11 protein-coding genes are annotated in these 14,174 nt (G+C 72.0%); 6 read left to right on the plus strand and 5 right to left on the minus strand.

All coding sequences use genetic code 11. From position 1 onward, the window contains the following. The first annotated feature begins 8 nt into the window (after positions 1-8). Complete coding sequence (gene uvrB, locus G3T38_RS08440; protein ID WP_163771859.1) at positions 9-2,150, plus strand: excinuclease ABC subunit UvrB; 2,142 nt, start codon at positions 9-11, stop codon at positions 2,148-2,150. A 32-nt stretch (positions 2,151-2,182) separates the two neighbouring features. After that, a complete protein-coding gene (locus tag G3T38_RS08445) occupies positions 2,183-3,451 on the plus strand; it encodes an MFS transporter (protein WP_163771860.1) in 1,269 nt (422 codons plus the stop codon). Between the two features lie 38 nt (positions 3,452-3,489). Here the strand turns inward: G3T38_RS08445 and opgC are convergent, their stop codons facing one another. From opgC to G3T38_RS08470, 5 genes are read right to left on the minus strand one after another with little or no spacing between them, the layout of a single operon-like run. Further along, on the minus strand, positions 3,490-6,081 hold the full coding sequence (gene opgC / locus G3T38_RS08450; RefSeq protein WP_163771861.1) for an OpgC domain-containing protein: 2,592 nt from the start codon (positions 6,079-6,081) through the stop codon (positions 3,490-3,492). Continuing rightward, positions 6,078-6,551: an ATP-binding protein gene (locus tag G3T38_RS08455; protein WP_163771862.1), complete on the minus strand. Its 474-nt coding sequence runs from the start codon at positions 6,549-6,551 to the stop codon at positions 6,078-6,080. Before G3T38_RS08455 ends, opgC begins: the two co-directional genes overlap by 4 nt. Beyond that, complete coding sequence (locus G3T38_RS08460; protein WP_163771863.1) at positions 6,544-6,876, minus strand: STAS domain-containing protein; 333 nt, start codon at positions 6,874-6,876, stop codon at positions 6,544-6,546. Before G3T38_RS08460 ends, G3T38_RS08455 begins: the two co-directional genes overlap by 8 nt. Then, complete coding sequence (locus G3T38_RS08465; RefSeq protein ID WP_338037538.1) at positions 6,873-8,873, minus strand: glycosyltransferase; 2,001 nt, start codon at positions 8,871-8,873, stop codon at positions 6,873-6,875. The genes G3T38_RS08460 and G3T38_RS08465 overlap by 4 nt, the downstream gene beginning before the upstream one ends. Continuing rightward, positions 8,870-10,069 (minus strand): SpoIIE family protein phosphatase, encoded by a 1,200-nt coding sequence (locus G3T38_RS08470; RefSeq protein WP_163771865.1) that lies wholly within the window; start codon positions 10,067-10,069, stop codon positions 8,870-8,872. The genes G3T38_RS08465 and G3T38_RS08470 overlap by 4 nt, the downstream gene beginning before the upstream one ends. 168 nt (positions 10,070-10,237) lie before the next feature. Between G3T38_RS08470 and G3T38_RS08475 the strand changes: the two genes are divergently transcribed. Genes G3T38_RS08475 through G3T38_RS08490 form a run of 4 tightly spaced genes read left to right on the plus strand, consistent with a single transcriptional unit; the run spans position 10,238 to position 14,160 of the window. Then, positions 10,238-10,999, plus strand: coding sequence for a response regulator (locus tag G3T38_RS08475; protein WP_163771866.1), 762 nt, complete (start codon positions 10,238-10,240; stop codon positions 10,997-10,999). 59 nt (positions 11,000-11,058) lie between these two features. Continuing rightward, entirely contained in the window at positions 11,059-12,339 is a 1,281-nt protein-coding gene (locus G3T38_RS08480) for a glycosyltransferase family 4 protein (RefSeq protein ID WP_163771867.1), read from the plus strand. A 13-nt stretch (positions 12,340-12,352) separates the two neighbouring features. After that, on the plus strand, positions 12,353-13,066 hold the full coding sequence (locus tag G3T38_RS08485; protein WP_163771868.1) for a class I SAM-dependent methyltransferase: 714 nt from the start codon (positions 12,353-12,355) through the stop codon (positions 13,064-13,066). Continuing rightward, the gene (locus G3T38_RS08490) at positions 13,063-14,160 is read left to right on the plus strand and encodes a prenyltransferase/squalene oxidase repeat-containing protein (RefSeq protein ID WP_174267772.1); all 1,098 of its coding nucleotides are present in this window, start codon (positions 13,063-13,065) and stop codon (positions 14,158-14,160) included. Before G3T38_RS08485 ends, G3T38_RS08490 begins: the two co-directional genes overlap by 4 nt. The last annotated feature ends 14 nt before the right edge of the window (positions 14,161-14,174 follow it).

Here is a 14,174-nt window from a genome sequence, read left to right on the forward strand (position 1 = left end):
TCGCAGGCATGCGACCCGTCACCGATCTCGAGCGCAGCGTGGCCCCGCTGCACGTGCTCTCCGACTACCAGCCGGGCGGCGACCAGCCGACGGCGATCGCCGAGATCACGCGGCGCATCCAGGGCGGCACCGAGGACGTGGTGCTCCTCGGTGCGACCGGCACGGGCAAGACCGCCACGGTGGCGTGGGTCGCCGAGCAGCTCCAGCGGCCGCTGCTGGTCCTGCAGCCCAACAAGACCCTCGCGGCGCAGTTCGCGAACGAGCTGCGGCAGCTCTTCCCGAAGAACGCGGTCGAGTACTTCGTGTCGTACTACGACTACTACCAGCCCGAGGCCTACGTCCCGCAGACGGACACCTACATCGAGAAGGACTCGGCGATCAACGAGGAGGTCGAGCGGCTGCGCCACTCGGCCACCAACTCGCTGCTGACCCGCCGCGACGTCATCGTGGTCTCGACGGTGTCGTGCATCTACGGCCTGGGCACCCCGCAGGAGTACGTCGACCGCATGCTCCGGCTGCGGGTGGGGGAGGAGCACGACCGCGACAGCGTCCTCCGGCGGCTGGTGGAGATCCAGTACGCCCGCAACGACATGTCGTTCACCCGCGGCACCTTCCGGGTGCGGGGCGACACCCTCGAGATCTTCCCGGTCTACGAGGAGCACGCGGTGCGCGTGGAGTTCTTCGGCGACGAGATCGAGCGCCTCTCCACCCTCCACGCGGTCACGGGGGAGGTGCTCACGGAGGACACGGAGCTCCACGTCTTCCCGGCGTCGCACTACATCGCGGGGCCGGAGCGCATGGAGAAGTCGATCCGCGGCATCGAGGCCGAGCTGGCGGAGCAGCTCGCCGCGTTCGAGTCCCAGGGCAAGCTGCTGGAGGCGCAGCGGCTGCGGATGCGCACGACCTACGACATCGAGATGATGCGCCAGGTGGGGTCCTGCTCGGGCATCGAGAACTACTCGATGCACATGGACGGCCGTGCCCGGGGCACGGCGCCCAACACGCTCCTCGACTACTTCCCGGAGGACTTCCTGCTCGTCGTCGACGAGTCCCACGTCGCGGTGCCGCAGATCGGCGGGATGTACGAGGGGGACATGTCCCGCAAGCGCAACCTGGTCGAGCACGGCTTCCGGCTGCCGAGCGCGATGGACAACCGGCCGCTGCGCTGGGAGGAGTTCCTCGAGCGGATCGGCCAGACGATCTACCTCTCGGCCACGCCGGGCGACTACGAGCTCGACAAGGTCGGCGGTGACGTCGTCGAGCAGATCATCCGGCCGACCGGGCTCGTCGACCCCGAGGTCGTGGTCAAGCCGACGAAGGGGCAGATCGACGACCTCATCGGCGAGATCCGCACCCGGGTGGAGCGCGAGGAGCGGGTGCTCGTCACGACGCTGACGAAGAAGATGTCGGAGGACCTCACCGACTACCTGCTCGACGCCGGTCTCCGCACGCGCTACCTGCACTCCGAGGTCGACACGCTCAAGCGCATCGAGCTGCTGCGCGACCTCCGCATGGGCGCGTACGACGTGCTGGTCGGCATCAACCTCCTCCGTGAGGGCCTCGACCTTCCCGAGGTGTCGCTCGTCGCGATCCTCGACGCCGACAAGGAGGGCTTCCTGCGCTCCGACAAGTCGCTCATCCAGACGATCGGCCGTGCGGCGCGCAACGTGTCGGGCCAGGTGCACATGTACGCGGACCGGATCACCCCCTCGATGGAGCGGGCGATCGACGAGACCAACCGACGTCGCGACAAGCAGATCGCCTACAACCGCGAGCACGGCATCGACCCCCAGCCGCTGCGCAAGAAGATCGCCGACATCACGGAGATGCTGGCGCGCGAGGACGAGACGACGGAGGCGCTCCTCCAGACGTGGGCCGACGTCGGGCAGAAGGGCCGCGCCGGCGGGGTGAAGCCGTCCGCGAAGGCCCCCGCGCGGGCCCCCGTGCCCGTCCTGGGCGAGCGCGCGAAGGAACGGGAGTCCGGTGCCGCCGGGCTGCCGAGCGCCGACCTGGCCCAGCTGATCCAGGACCTGTCCGACCAGATGAAGACCGCCGCCGCCGAGCTGCAGTTCGAGCTGGCGGCCCGGCTGCGCGACGAGATCTCCGAGCTCAAGAAGGAGCTCCGCCAGATGATGGAGGCGGCGAAGTAGCCACCGACCCCGCCGCGTAGCATCCGCTTGCGATGAGCAACTATCCCGGTGGGGCGGCACGCACCTACCTCGTCTGGGCGGTCGCCCTCGCGACCTACCTCCTCGCGGTCTTCCACCGGTCGTCGCTGGCCGTCGCCGGCCTGCTCGCCACGGAGCGCTTCGGCATCACCGCCGCGCAGCTCGCGACGTTCGTGATGCTGCAGCTGGCGGTGTACGCCGCGATGCAGGTGCCGGTCGGGCTGCTGGTCGACCGGTTCGGCTCGCGCTCGGTGCTCACGGCCGGGGTGGTCGTCATGAGCCTCGCGCAGGCGGCCTTCGCCTTCGCCGACACCTATGCGCTCGCGCTGGTCGCCCGCCTGTTCGTCGGCATGGGCGACGCGCTCACGTTCATCTGCGTGCTGCGCCTCGTGTCGTCGTGGTTCCCCACGCGGAGGGTCCCGTTGTTCAGCCAGCTGACGGGCACGGTCGGCCAGTTGGGCGCGGTCGTCGCGGCCGTCCCGATGACGGTCGCGTTCCGCGAGCTGGGCTGGACCACGACGTACCTGCTGTCGGCGTCCGTCGGCGTGCTGCTCCTCCTGGGCCTGCTGCTCGTCGTGCGCGACACCCCCGCCGTGCGCAACCTGCGGGGCGCGCCGCTCTCGTGGCGCGAGCTGCGAGCGAGCCTGGCGACGTCGTGGGCGCTGCCGGCGACCCGGCTGGGCTTCTGGATGCACTTCGTCACCCAGTTCAGCGCGACCACGCTGGGCCTGCTGTGGGGGTACCCGTTCCTCGTGCGCGGCGAGGGGCTCACGGAGGCCACGGCGGGTGGCCTGCTCACGCTGATGGTGCTGGTGATGATGGTGGCCGGGCCCACCCTGGGCTGGTTGGTCGGGACGTTCCCCTACCAGCGCTCCACCATGGTGCTCTCGATCGTCGGTGCCATCGTCCTCGTCTGGACCCTGGTGCTCGTGTGGCCCGGCAACGCGCCGCTGCCGCTGCTGGTGCTGCTCGTGGTCGTGACAGGCGTCGGCGGTCCGGCGTCGATGATCGGGTTGGACGTGGCACGCACGGCGAACCCGGTCGAGCGTCTCGCGAGCGCCACCGGGCTCGTCAACCAAGGCGGCTTCATCGCCACGCTGACGCTCGTGATCGGCATCGGTGTCGTGCTCGACTGGCGCACGCCGGGGGCCAGCACGGCGTACACCTCCGAGGCGTTCCGCTGGGCGATGAGCCTCCAGTACGTCCTGTGGGGCCTCGGCCTGACCCAGGTCTGGCGCCTGCGCCGCAAGGCCCGCGCCCACCTGGCCGCCGGCACCCTCTGATCGGCGCTGACGACGCCGAGCCGCACGAGACGCTCGGGTCAGCGGGGGATCACCGAGAAGAGGAACCGCTTCTTGACCATCACCCAGAGGAGGGCGAGCACGGCCGTGTGGACGAGGGTGCCCTGCCACCAGGATCCCCGGTCGAGGCCCGGGATGTTCCCGACCGCCAGCACGAAGAAGACGTGCACGATGAAGACGTAGAGGCTCGCGGAGCCCAGCGGGATCCAGAACCACCCGACGACCTTGTCGATGGGCTTCCACATGGTCGTGAGGACCGCGTAGGCCACGATGATCATGAGGGCCAGGTCGACCAGGCGGCCGGGCTGGAGGAAGACCCGCGTGTACGCGTTGTCGTAGAGCCAGCCGTAGGAGCCCTCGGGGAACGGCGACGCCGCGTAGCCGAACGTGTGCGCCAACCACAGCCACACGAGCGACCCGGCGTACCCGAACACGAAGACGGCGCAGGCGATCTTGCCCGCGCGGCTCACGAGGGCCCGGGTGACCTGGCGGCGGTACACCCCGAGCACGAGCCCGTGGGTGAACGCGATCTGCCAGGTGAGCAGCGGGAAGACGGCCTCGAACTGCGACGGGAGCACGTGCACCTCGGAGATCGAGCTCCACACGAACAGCGCCCAGGACACGGCGAGCACCAGCCACCACATGCCGCGCTTGACGAACCACATCAGCACCGGGAGCAGCAGGCTCAGCACGACGAACAGCCCCATGATGTTGAAGACCCACGGGCCCATCTCGAGGAGCAGCAGCTGCTTGACGGCGTACCACGGCGGCGGGTAGTCGAACAGGCGCGGCGCGTTGGCGTAGAGGTCGTAGACCTGCCCCGAGACGGCCTCGCCGTTCTCACCGGTCCCGCGGTCGGTGAACGTCGTGATGACCGTGGCGTCGACGAACGGCAGCAGCCCGATGAGGTAGACGAGCATGACGACGACCAGCGCCACGAGGTACTGCTTGCGCGCCCGCTTCCACATCGTCACCGCGGTGACCCACTCGCCCAGCTTCCGCACGGTCGGCAGGTAGATCATGCCGAGCACGATCCCGGAGAGCAGCACGAACATCTCGGCGCCGGTGATCGCGCCGATCGCGTTGAGGCTGAGGTAGGAGTACGGGCTGGTGACCTCGATGTGCGTGATCACGACGGCGAGGATGATCCAGCCGCGGAAGAGGTCGAGGCGCTGGTCGCGGGGGTCGTTCTCGTTCGGGTAGCGCCACGACGGCACGTACGTGCCGGCGATCCCGGCCAGGGCGAACAGCAGCGCCAGCAACGCCACGCAGAAGACGATCCACCCCATCTCCGCACCGATGTCGTCCGGGGCCGGCTGGCGGCCCTGCGCCGTGGCCTCGTTGGCGGCCTCCTGGTCGAGGACGCGCGTGACCGGCCCGATGTCGACGCGGTCGGTGCCGAGGTCGGCGCGGAGCGACGTGGCGAGCTCGTCGGTGCGCGTCGCCCGCCAGTCGACCACCCGGTCGCCCGCCTCGGCCTCGGGGCGGCGCTGCTCCAGCCACGAGATGCCCCGGATGAGGGGGTAGTCGGCGTTGGCCTCGAAGACCTGCTGCCACCACCCCTGCTTGATGGCGAGCTCGGGGTCGCCCTCGCCGTCGGGGATCCACAGCGCGCCGGTCTCGACGAGCATCGGCAGGTCGTTGGCCTCGGCGAACCGCTCGTAGAACGGCGTCCCGCTCGTGCCCTGGTTGTAGTTGAACTGCTCCTCCAGCCGCTCCCGGTAGGCGCCGGGCGAGGCCACCCGGTCGAGCTCGAAGCCCTCGCTGGTCTCCAGGTCCCCGGTCTCGCCGCCGTCGTCGAGGCCGAGGTCGTTGTCGACCCGGCCGCGGTCGGGCCCGAAGTGGTAGAGCGTGAGCCCCACCCAGTCGACGACGTCGTCGCCCGGCCAGTACGGCCCGTAGGGGTCGTCGCCCTCGTCGAGCCGCCCGTTGTCGTTGGTGTCGAGCTCGCCGGCCTCGGTCAGCCGGTCGGGGTCGACGTCGCCGTACGCCGCGCCGTACGGGTAGCCCGCGCCGTACACGGGCGCCCACACCATCGCCGCGTGCGGCGTGGCCGCGTGCACCTCGTCGGCGAGCGTGCGGAACGCCGCGACGTACGACCGCGGTTGCTGCCCCCAGCCGTACCAGGTGCCGTTCATCTCGGGTGCGAAGCGCACGAGGAAGAAGGAGTCGAGCTCGCGGTGCAGCTCCACGAGCTCGTCCGCGAACGCGGCGGCGTCGCCGGGTGTGAGCTCGTCGAGCGGTACGACGGGCTCGAGGCTGACGACCGCCACGGCGCCCTGGGTGGCCGCCTGCTCGACGAACTGCCGGAGGTACGTGCGGTCGTCGTCCCCGAGGGGGTAGTTGACCCGCTGCGTGTAGAGCGACGGGCCCTCGCCGAGGCGGTTCGCGTAGTCGGCGGCGGAGTCGTCGGTCCACGTCAGGCTCGGTCCGAACCAGGGGCTGCCGGCCGCCGGCAGGGCCGGGGGCGCGTCGTCGTCGGCCGAGGCCGGGGGAGCCCACGACAGGAGCCCCGCGACGAGGCCGAGGACGGCGACCAGGAGCACGGCGCGCACGGCGCGCACGGAACGCACGGCGCGCGGCCGGACCGTCGCCGGGGACACCCGGGTCATGGGCGGCGCTCGCAGCGCAGGGTCCACACGTTGCGGCTCCCCACACGGATGTAGGACAGGTCGTCGAGCGCGGCGACCGCCAGGGCGAGTCCACGGCCGCTCTCCGCGTCGGCGTCCGGCATGACGACGTCGCTCAGGTCGAGCGCCGCCGGCTGCCCGTTGTCCTCGATCCGTCCGCGCAGGCCGCCGTCGCCGTCTCCGACGACCTCGACGGTGAGCCGCCGCTCGGCGGCGCTGGCGTCGGCGGCGTAGGCGTGCTCGACGACGTTGCCGAGGATCTCCATGAGGGCGGTCACGAAGCGGATGCGCTCGCCGGCGCCGATCTCGGGGTGCTCGGCCCAGGCCGCGTCGAGGGCGTCGTGGGCGGTGTCGAGCGCCTCCGGGTCGGCCGGCAGCTCGAGGTGCGCGACGACGCGTCCGGCGGTCCTGGCGGACCCGGTAGACCCGGTGGACCCGGTCGGTTCAGACATCGAAGGCGCTGGCGACGTCCGGCCGTGGCCGGAGCACCTTGTCGATGTTGGTGAGCTGGAAGACGGCGAGCACCTCCGGCGTCGGGCGCGCCACGCGCAGGTCGCCGCCCGCCTGCCGGGCCGCCTTCAGGCCGCTGACGAGGGCGCCCAGGCCCGAGGAGTCGAGGAAGGTGGTCTCGCCCAGGTCGACGACGATGCGGTGCGTGCCGCCGGCGACGACCTCGGCGAGCGCTTCGCGGAGCCGCTTCGCGGCGACCATGTTCAGGCGTCCGCGGGGCACGACGACCGCGATGCCGCGCTCGGTGGACACGTCGATCTCGATCATCGGGCTCCTTCGGTGCTGTCGGGCGGGGAGGGGGGTGCGGGCGAGCCCGCCGGCGGCGAGGTGCTGGCGGCGAACCCGCGGTAGCGGACGGCCTGGATGATCACCGAGAAGATGACGAGGTCGAAGACGACCCAGACCATGTTGAGCGAGGTGCCGAGCCAGGAGGCCTGGCCCACGGCGAGCCGGACGACCCCGACGACGGCGGCGAGCGCGAGCAGACCCATCGCCACGAGCTGGGGACGGACGAGGTCCCAGCGCCGGACGGTGGACTCCTTGGCGACCTTCGGCGTCACGGAGAAGTCGAGGGACCGGCCGAGGAACACGTTGCCGAACGCGGACGTGACGGACGTGATCCAGACCGGGAACAGCGCCAGCGAGTACTGCTGGCCCCGCCAGGTCGGCCTCCCCGCGGCGGCCACGAAGAACAGCAGCTGGTTGAGGACGAGGAACGGCACCAGGCGCCAGAAGAAGTCGGAGCTGAGCGCCTGCACGGGGAGGACGCCGATGGTCAGGTAGATCACCGGGGCCGCGATGTAGACGAGTGCCGCGAAGCCGGACAGGTAGCTCCACATGGTGGCGAAGTACATGAGCCGCTGGGGCCACGACAGGCCGCGCTGGGTGAGCGGGTTCTCGCGGAACATGACCTGCGCCGTGCCCTGCGCCCAGCGCAACCGCTGCGTGAGCATGGACTCCAGGTCCTCGGGCGCGAGCCCGTGGGCCAGCACCTCGTCGTGGTAGAGGGTGCGCCACCCCAGGCCGTGGATGCGCATGCAGGTCGCCATGTCCTCCGTGACCGAGATGGTCGCCATCGGCATGACCGGGATGGCTTCGCCGGAGCGGTCCACGTCGATGGCGCGCACGAGGGCCTCGACGGCCTCGATGGCGCCCAGCGGCGAGAGGTCCCGCGCCGTGACGCGGTCGAGGCTCTCGAGGCTGACGGTCGCGAGGGTCTCGTCGGACTCGCCGAGCGCCTCGAGCTCGGCGATCACCTCGAGGTCCGCTGCCACGAGCTCGAGGTCCGCTGCGACCAGCCGCCGACGGATCTCCGCGACGCGGGCCTGGAACCGGTAGGTGACGTCGAGCAGGGCACCGCCGCGGTCGATCTCCCGCTGGGCGCGACCGACGTCGTACAGGACCTCGTCGAGGGCGGTCGCCACGGCCTTGTCGTCGGGCCCGAGCTCCTTCCGTGCGGCGGTCAGCACAGTGCGCGCGGAGCGCAGGGCGCGGGTGACGCCGAGGGTGGTGTCGTGCACGTAGCGGGCGATGCCGACCTGGATGAGCGCCTCGCGGCGGATGACCGCGTTGGAGCCGCAGAAGAAGGCCGCGTTCCAGCCGTCCTTGCCCTGCTGGATCGGGCCGTAGAACAGCGGCGCCTGGCTGCCGAGGGGGTCGGACTCCGGGACGTTGACGAAGTACTGCGGCGTCTGCACGAGGGCGACGTCGTCGTCGGTGAAGTAGCCCAACGTGCGGTCGAGGATCTCCGGGGCCGGGACCTGGTCGGCGTCGAGGATGAGGAGGAACTCGCCGTCGGTGGCGAGCAGCGCGTTGTTGAGGTTGCCGGCCTTGGCGTGGCGCGGCATGCCGGTCCACTCTGGGGAGCGCGTGATCCACCCGATGCCGAGCTCCTCGGCGAGCGCCTGCATCTCGGGGCGGTTGCCGTCGTCGAGGATCCACGTGCGGTGGGGATGACGGATGGCGACCGCGGCCACGGCGGTGTCACGCACGAGCTCGGTGGGCTCGTTGTAGGTCGTGATGAACACGTCGACGGTCGCGTCGGGGTCGGGCGCCGGCGGGTCGCCGCGCTCCTTGAGCCGCCACATGGTCATCCCGAACAGCAGCGAGTCGATCATGCTGTAGGTCTCCGCCAGGATGAGCGGCACCGCGATCCACCAGGCCGACCAGTGGACCGAGAAGATCCACCGCCAGGTGATGTAGTTGATGCCCAGCAGCGCGGTCAGCACGACCACGCAGCGCAGGAGCAGCAGGCGGCGCGTCACGGGCCGCACCGGTAGACGGCGAGGACGGTGACGTCGTCGAGCGGCGTGCGGCGGGTGGTCATGGCCCGCACCTCGTCGAGGAGCGCGGTCGGCGCGGGGGAGCGCCGCACGACGCGGTCGAGCTCCGGCCAGGGGTCGAGCGGGTCCTCGAGCACGTCGAGGACGCCGTCGCTGACCACCACCAGCCGGTCGCCCGGTTCCAGCATCGAGGTGTGCTCGCTCCAGTGGTCGTCGGGCAGCACGCCGAACGGACGGTCCTCGCCGGCGAGCACCTCGTGACCGCCGCCCGCCCGCACGATCGCGGCGAGGCCGGCGCCGGCGTCGACCCAGCGGGTGTAGCCGTCCTCGAGGTCGACCGCTGCCTCGAACAGGGTGAGGAACGCACCGGCTCCCTCGAGGTCGGGCAGGAGGCTCCGGGCCACCTGCGTCGCGACGACCCCCAGGTCGGCGCCCGCGGTCACCGCCTGGTGGGTCGCCCGGACGGCCGACCGGGCACCGGCGCCCAGCAGCGCGGCGCTCGTGCCCTTGCCCATGACGTCGCCGACACCGAGGTGGAGGACCCCGCCGCCCACGCCGTAGTCGAAGCAGTCGCCGCCCACCGCGAGCGCGGGGAGGCAGATCCCGTCGACGAGCCAGCCGTCGCGGTCGACCGGGGTCGTGGGGAAGAGCGCCGACTGCACCTGTCGCGCCTGGCCCATCTCGCTCGAGGACACGAGCTCGTGCTCGGCCCACGCAGCGAGGTCCGCCAGGTCCGCGCGCTCCTCGTCGTCGAGGTCCCGGCTGCTGCCGTGGAACAGGCAGAGCGTGCCGACGACGTTCCCCAGGTGGTCCTTCAACGGGTGGCCGGCGTAGAAGACCACGTCGCCCCCCGCGACGATCGGCAGCGAGCGGAACCTGGCGTCGTCCCGGGCGTCCGGCACCACGAGGAGGTCGCCGACCGCCTGCGTCGTGTGGCAGAAGGTGTCGCGGCGGGGCACGGTGCCCGTCGGCATGCCCTGGGCGCTGGGCAGCCAGGCGTGGCGCGCGTCGAGGAGGGTGATCGAGGTGGCGTCGACGCGGAACAGCTTGCGCGCGAGGCGGGTGATGCGGTCCAGCTGCTCGTGCGCAGCGTCCACGGTGTCGGCGATGCCCGCCGCGGCGCGCTCCCGCGCCGCGACCTCATCCCCCGACCTGACTTCGGGTACGACGTCGTCCACGTCCTCTTCTCCGCTCCCCTAGAAGAGCGCCCGGAGGCGCAGCGGTGTCGGTGACGAGGGCCACGCTAGCGTGGCCAGCACGGGAACCGGAGAAGTGCCATCCGGTTCACCGATACTTTCCGCAAGAATGACGCAATCGGTCGACGTCGTCGGGACAGGTGGGTGGCAGTGGCGGACGGGACGGCGGGCTCTCAGCAGACGCGGACGGTGCTGGTCGTCGACGACGATCCCGACCAGCGGGAGCTGGTCGCGGTGGTGCTGGGCAGCGTGGGCTACCGCATCGAGCAAGCCGCTTCGGGCGCCGAGGCGGTCGAGGCGACCCGCACCCACGCGCCGGACCTCGTCACCCTGGACCTCGGGCTCCCGGACATGGACGGCACCGAGGTGTGCCGCGCGCTCCGCGAGTTCAGCGACGCCTACGTGATCATGCTGACGGGCCGGGCCGACGAGTCCGATCGCCTGATCGGCCTCGACGTCGGGGCCGACGACTACATGGTGAAGCCCTTCTCCCCGAAGGAGCTCCGCGCCCGCGTCGCGGCGGTCCTGCGACGCGCCCGGCCGGCCGCGGAGCGCGCGGTGCCGACACCGATGAGCGCACCGGCGTCGGTGGTGGATCCCGACCGCGGGCTCGTCGTGGTCCCCGATCGGGAGCTCGCGCTCGTGGACGGTGTGCCGCTCCCGCTGACCGGCGCCGAGGTGCTCGTGCTCGCCGCGCTCGCCCGCGAGCCGGGCCGGGCGTGGGAGCGGCGCGAGCTGGTGCGAGCCGTCTGGACCGAGGAGTTCGGCGAGTCGCAGTTCCTGCTCGACGTCCACGTCGGCAACCTCCGGCGCAAGCTCCGCAAGGCCGGGGTGCGCGAGGAGTGGATCCGGAGCGTCGGGGGCACGGCGTACGCCTTCATCCCGAGTCGCCCCACCAACGCACCTGACTGACGGGTAACCTTCCGGAGCACGCGGTCGGGAGGCCGCGCCCCCGAGCGTCAGGAGAACGGATGCGCGTCGCCCTGCTGTCCTACCGCAGCAAGCCCCACTGCGGCGGCCAGGGCGTGTACGTGCGGCACCTCAGCCGGGAGCTGGTGGCGCTCGGCCACGAGGTCGAGGTCTTCTCCGGGCAGCCCTATCCGGAGCTCGACCCCGGCGTGCGGCTCACGCCGGTGCCCAGCCTGGACCTCTACCGCGACCCGGACCCGTTCCGCACCCCCTACCCCGGCGAGCTGCGCGACCTCACCGACCTGCGGGAGGTGGCGACCATGTGGACCGCCGGGTTCGGCGAGCCCCGCACCTTCAGCGAGCGGGTACGGCGCGTGGTGGGCGCCCGCGCCGACGAGTTCGACGTGGTCCACGACAACCAGGTGCTGGGCTACGGCATCCTCGACCTGGCCGCCGACGGCCTGCCCGTGGTGACGACGCTCCACCACCCCATCACCTTCGACCGTCGGATCGACCTCGCGGCGGCCACGACCCGCCGCAAGCGCCTGTCGCTGCGACGGTGGTACGGGTTCCTGCGGATGCAGGGCCGGGTGGCGCGCCGGGCGACGCTCGTGCTCACCCCGTCGGAGTCGTCCAAGCGCGACATCGTGACCGACTTCGGCGTCGACCCCGAGCGCATCCGGGTGATCCTGCTCGGCGTCGACGACGTCTTCCAGCCGCCGACCGAGCCCCGCGTGCCGGGCCGCATCCTCGCCATGGCGAGCGCGGACGCGCCGCTGAAGGGCATCGGCACGCTGCTCGAGGCGTTCGCGAAGCTGCGCACGGAGCGCGACGTCGAGCTCGTCCTGGTCTCGCGACCCCAGCCGGGCGGTCCCACGGAGCAGCTCGTCGAGCGGCTCGGCATCGGCGACCACGTGCGATTCGTGCACGGGGTCAGCGACGCCGAGCTCGTGCGGGTGATGGGGTCGGCCGAGGTCGCCTGCGTGCCGTCGCTCTACGAGGGGTTCTCCCTGCCGACGGCGGAGCTGATGGCGTGCGGGACGCCCCTCGTGGCCTCCCGAGCGGGCGCCATCCCCGAGGTCACGGGCCCGGACGGGTTGTGCGCCGACCTGGTCACGCCCGGCGACGTCGGCGAGCTCGAGCAGGCGCTGGGCGCGCTGCTCGACGCCCCCGAGCGGCGCGCGCGCATGGGACGCGCGGGCCGCGAGCGGGTGCGGGCCGAGTTCAGCTGGCGGGCGGTGGCGCAGGCCACCGCGCAGGCCTACGAGGACGTCGTCGCGGTCACGCGGGGACGCCGGCAGGCACCACAGGACACTGCCGCGCACGTCGCGTCGGCCGAGTGAGGAGCGAGCAGGGATGCTGACCGTTGACTTCGACCGGTTGGGCCTCCGGCCCGGCGAGCGCGTGCTCGACATGGGCTGCGGAGCCGGCCGTCACGCCTTCGAGATGTACCGGCGCGGTGCCGATGTCGTGGCGTTCGACCAGGACGCGGACGAGCTGGCCGGCGTGCGCGACCTCTTCGGTGCGATGAAGGAGGCCGGCGAGGTGCCCGCGGGCGCGGAGGCCGACACGAAGGAGGGCGACGCCCTCGGGCTGCCGTTCGCCGACGGCGAGTTCGACCGCGTCGTCGCCGCGGAGGTGCTCGAGCACATCCCGGCGGACCTCCAGGCCATCGACGAGCTGGTGCGCGTGCTCCGCCCGGGCGGCACGCTGGCCGTCAGCGTCCCGCGGTGGCTGCCCGAGGCGATCTGCTGGCAGCTGTCGACGGAGTACCACGACACGCCCGGCGGCCACATCCGCATCTACACCGACAAGGAGCTCGTCACGAAGGTGACGAACGCCGGGCTCGAGCTGGTGGGCAAGGACTACGCGCACGGCCTGCACGCGCCGTACTGGTGGATCAAGTGCGCCGTCGGCGTGCGCAACGACGACCACCCGCTGGCGAGGGCGTACCACCGGCTCCTCGTCTGGGAGATCATGAAGCAGCCGCGGGCGCTGCGCCTCGCGGGCCGCGTGCTCGACCCGTTGATCGGCAAGAGCCTCGTCCTCTACTTCCGCAAGCCCGCATGAGCTCCAGCCCCACCGTGCCGGCCGTCCCCGCCGTGCACGGGGTGCTGAGCGCCGACGACGTGCGCCGCACGGCGGCCGCGATCGCCGCGATGCAGCACCCGGACGGCGCGATCCCGTGGACGACCGGCGACAAGACGGACGCCTGGAACCACGTCGAGGCGGCGATGGCGCTCCTCGTGGGCGGCGAGGTGGAGGCGGCCGAGCGCGCCTACGACTGGTGCCGCGCCCAGCAGCGGGCGGACGGCTCGTGGCCGGTGAAGGTGGTCGGCACCGAGGTCGTCGACCACAGCGGCGAGTCGAACATGACGGCGTACGTCGCGGTGGGCGTCTGGCACCACTGGCTCGTCCGGCGTGACCGGGCCTTCGTGGACGGTGCCTGGCCGATGGTGCGCGCCGCGCTGGACTTCGTGGTGGGGATGCAGCTCCCGTTCGGCGGTCTGGCCTGGGTGCAGGACTGGGTGGATGGCGCCCCGGCGGGTGTGCGGCAGGAGGCGCTGCTCACCGGGTCGTCGAGCTGCTACCAGTCGTTGCGCGCCGGGCTCGCGCTGGCCGCCCTCGTCGAGGACCCGCAGCCGACGTGGGAGCTCGCGGCCGGGCGGCTGCGGCACGCCGTGCGGCACCACCCCGGCGACTTCCTGGACAAGTCGACCTTCTCGATGGACTGGTACTACCCGGTGCTCGGCGGCGCCGTCCGCGGCGAGGCGGCGCACCGGATGATCGCGTCCCGCTGGGACGACTTCGTCGTGCCGGGGCTGGGCATCCGCTGTGTCGACACGAACCCGTGGGTGACCGGCGCGGAGACCTGTGAGCTCGTCATGGCGCTCGACGCCATCGGCGACCGCGAGCGGGCCCTGCAGCTGTTCGGGGACATGCAGCACCTCCGCGTCGAGGACGGTGGCTACACCACCGGCTGGGTGTGGCCCGACGAGGTGTTCTGGCCGAACGAGCGCACGACCTACACGGCGGCCGCGGTGCTGCTGGCGGCCGACCAGCTGAGCGGGGCGACCCCGGGGGCCGACATCATGGTCGGCTCGTCCTTCGGGCCGCACCCGGCCGAGGTGGCGGGCGACTGCGGCTGCTCCGCGCCGGTCTAGCTACGCCCGATCGG

This window comes from Nocardioides zeae (assembly GCF_010686755.1).
In the GTDB taxonomy this organism is placed as follows: Bacteria; Actinomycetota; Actinomycetes; order Propionibacteriales; family Nocardioidaceae; genus Nocardioides; species Nocardioides zeae.

Coding starts and splice junctions, on each gene's coding strand:
- uvrB (WP_163771859.1), top strand. CDS start 9: ATGCGACCCGTCACCGATCTCGAGCGCAGCGTGGCCCCGCTGCACGTG.
- G3T38_RS08460 (WP_163771863.1), bottom strand. CDS start 6,876: ATGATCGAGATCGACGTGTCCACCGAGCGCGGCATCGCGGTCGTCGTG.
- G3T38_RS08480 (WP_163771867.1), top strand. CDS start 11,059: ATGCGCGTCGCCCTGCTGTCCTACCGCAGCAAGCCCCACTGCGGCGGC.
- opgC (WP_163771861.1), bottom strand. CDS start 6,081: ATGACCCGGGTGTCCCCGGCGACGGTCCGGCCGCGCGCCGTGCGTTCC.
- G3T38_RS08445 (WP_163771860.1), top strand. CDS start 2,183: ATGAGCAACTATCCCGGTGGGGCGGCACGCACCTACCTCGTCTGGGCG.
- G3T38_RS08490 (WP_174267772.1), top strand. CDS start 13,063: ATGAGCTCCAGCCCCACCGTGCCGGCCGTCCCCGCCGTGCACGGGGTG.
- G3T38_RS08485 (WP_163771868.1), top strand. CDS start 12,353: ATGCTGACCGTTGACTTCGACCGGTTGGGCCTCCGGCCCGGCGAGCGC.
- G3T38_RS08455 (WP_163771862.1), bottom strand. CDS start 6,551: ATGTCTGAACCGACCGGGTCCACCGGGTCTACCGGGTCCGCCAGGACC.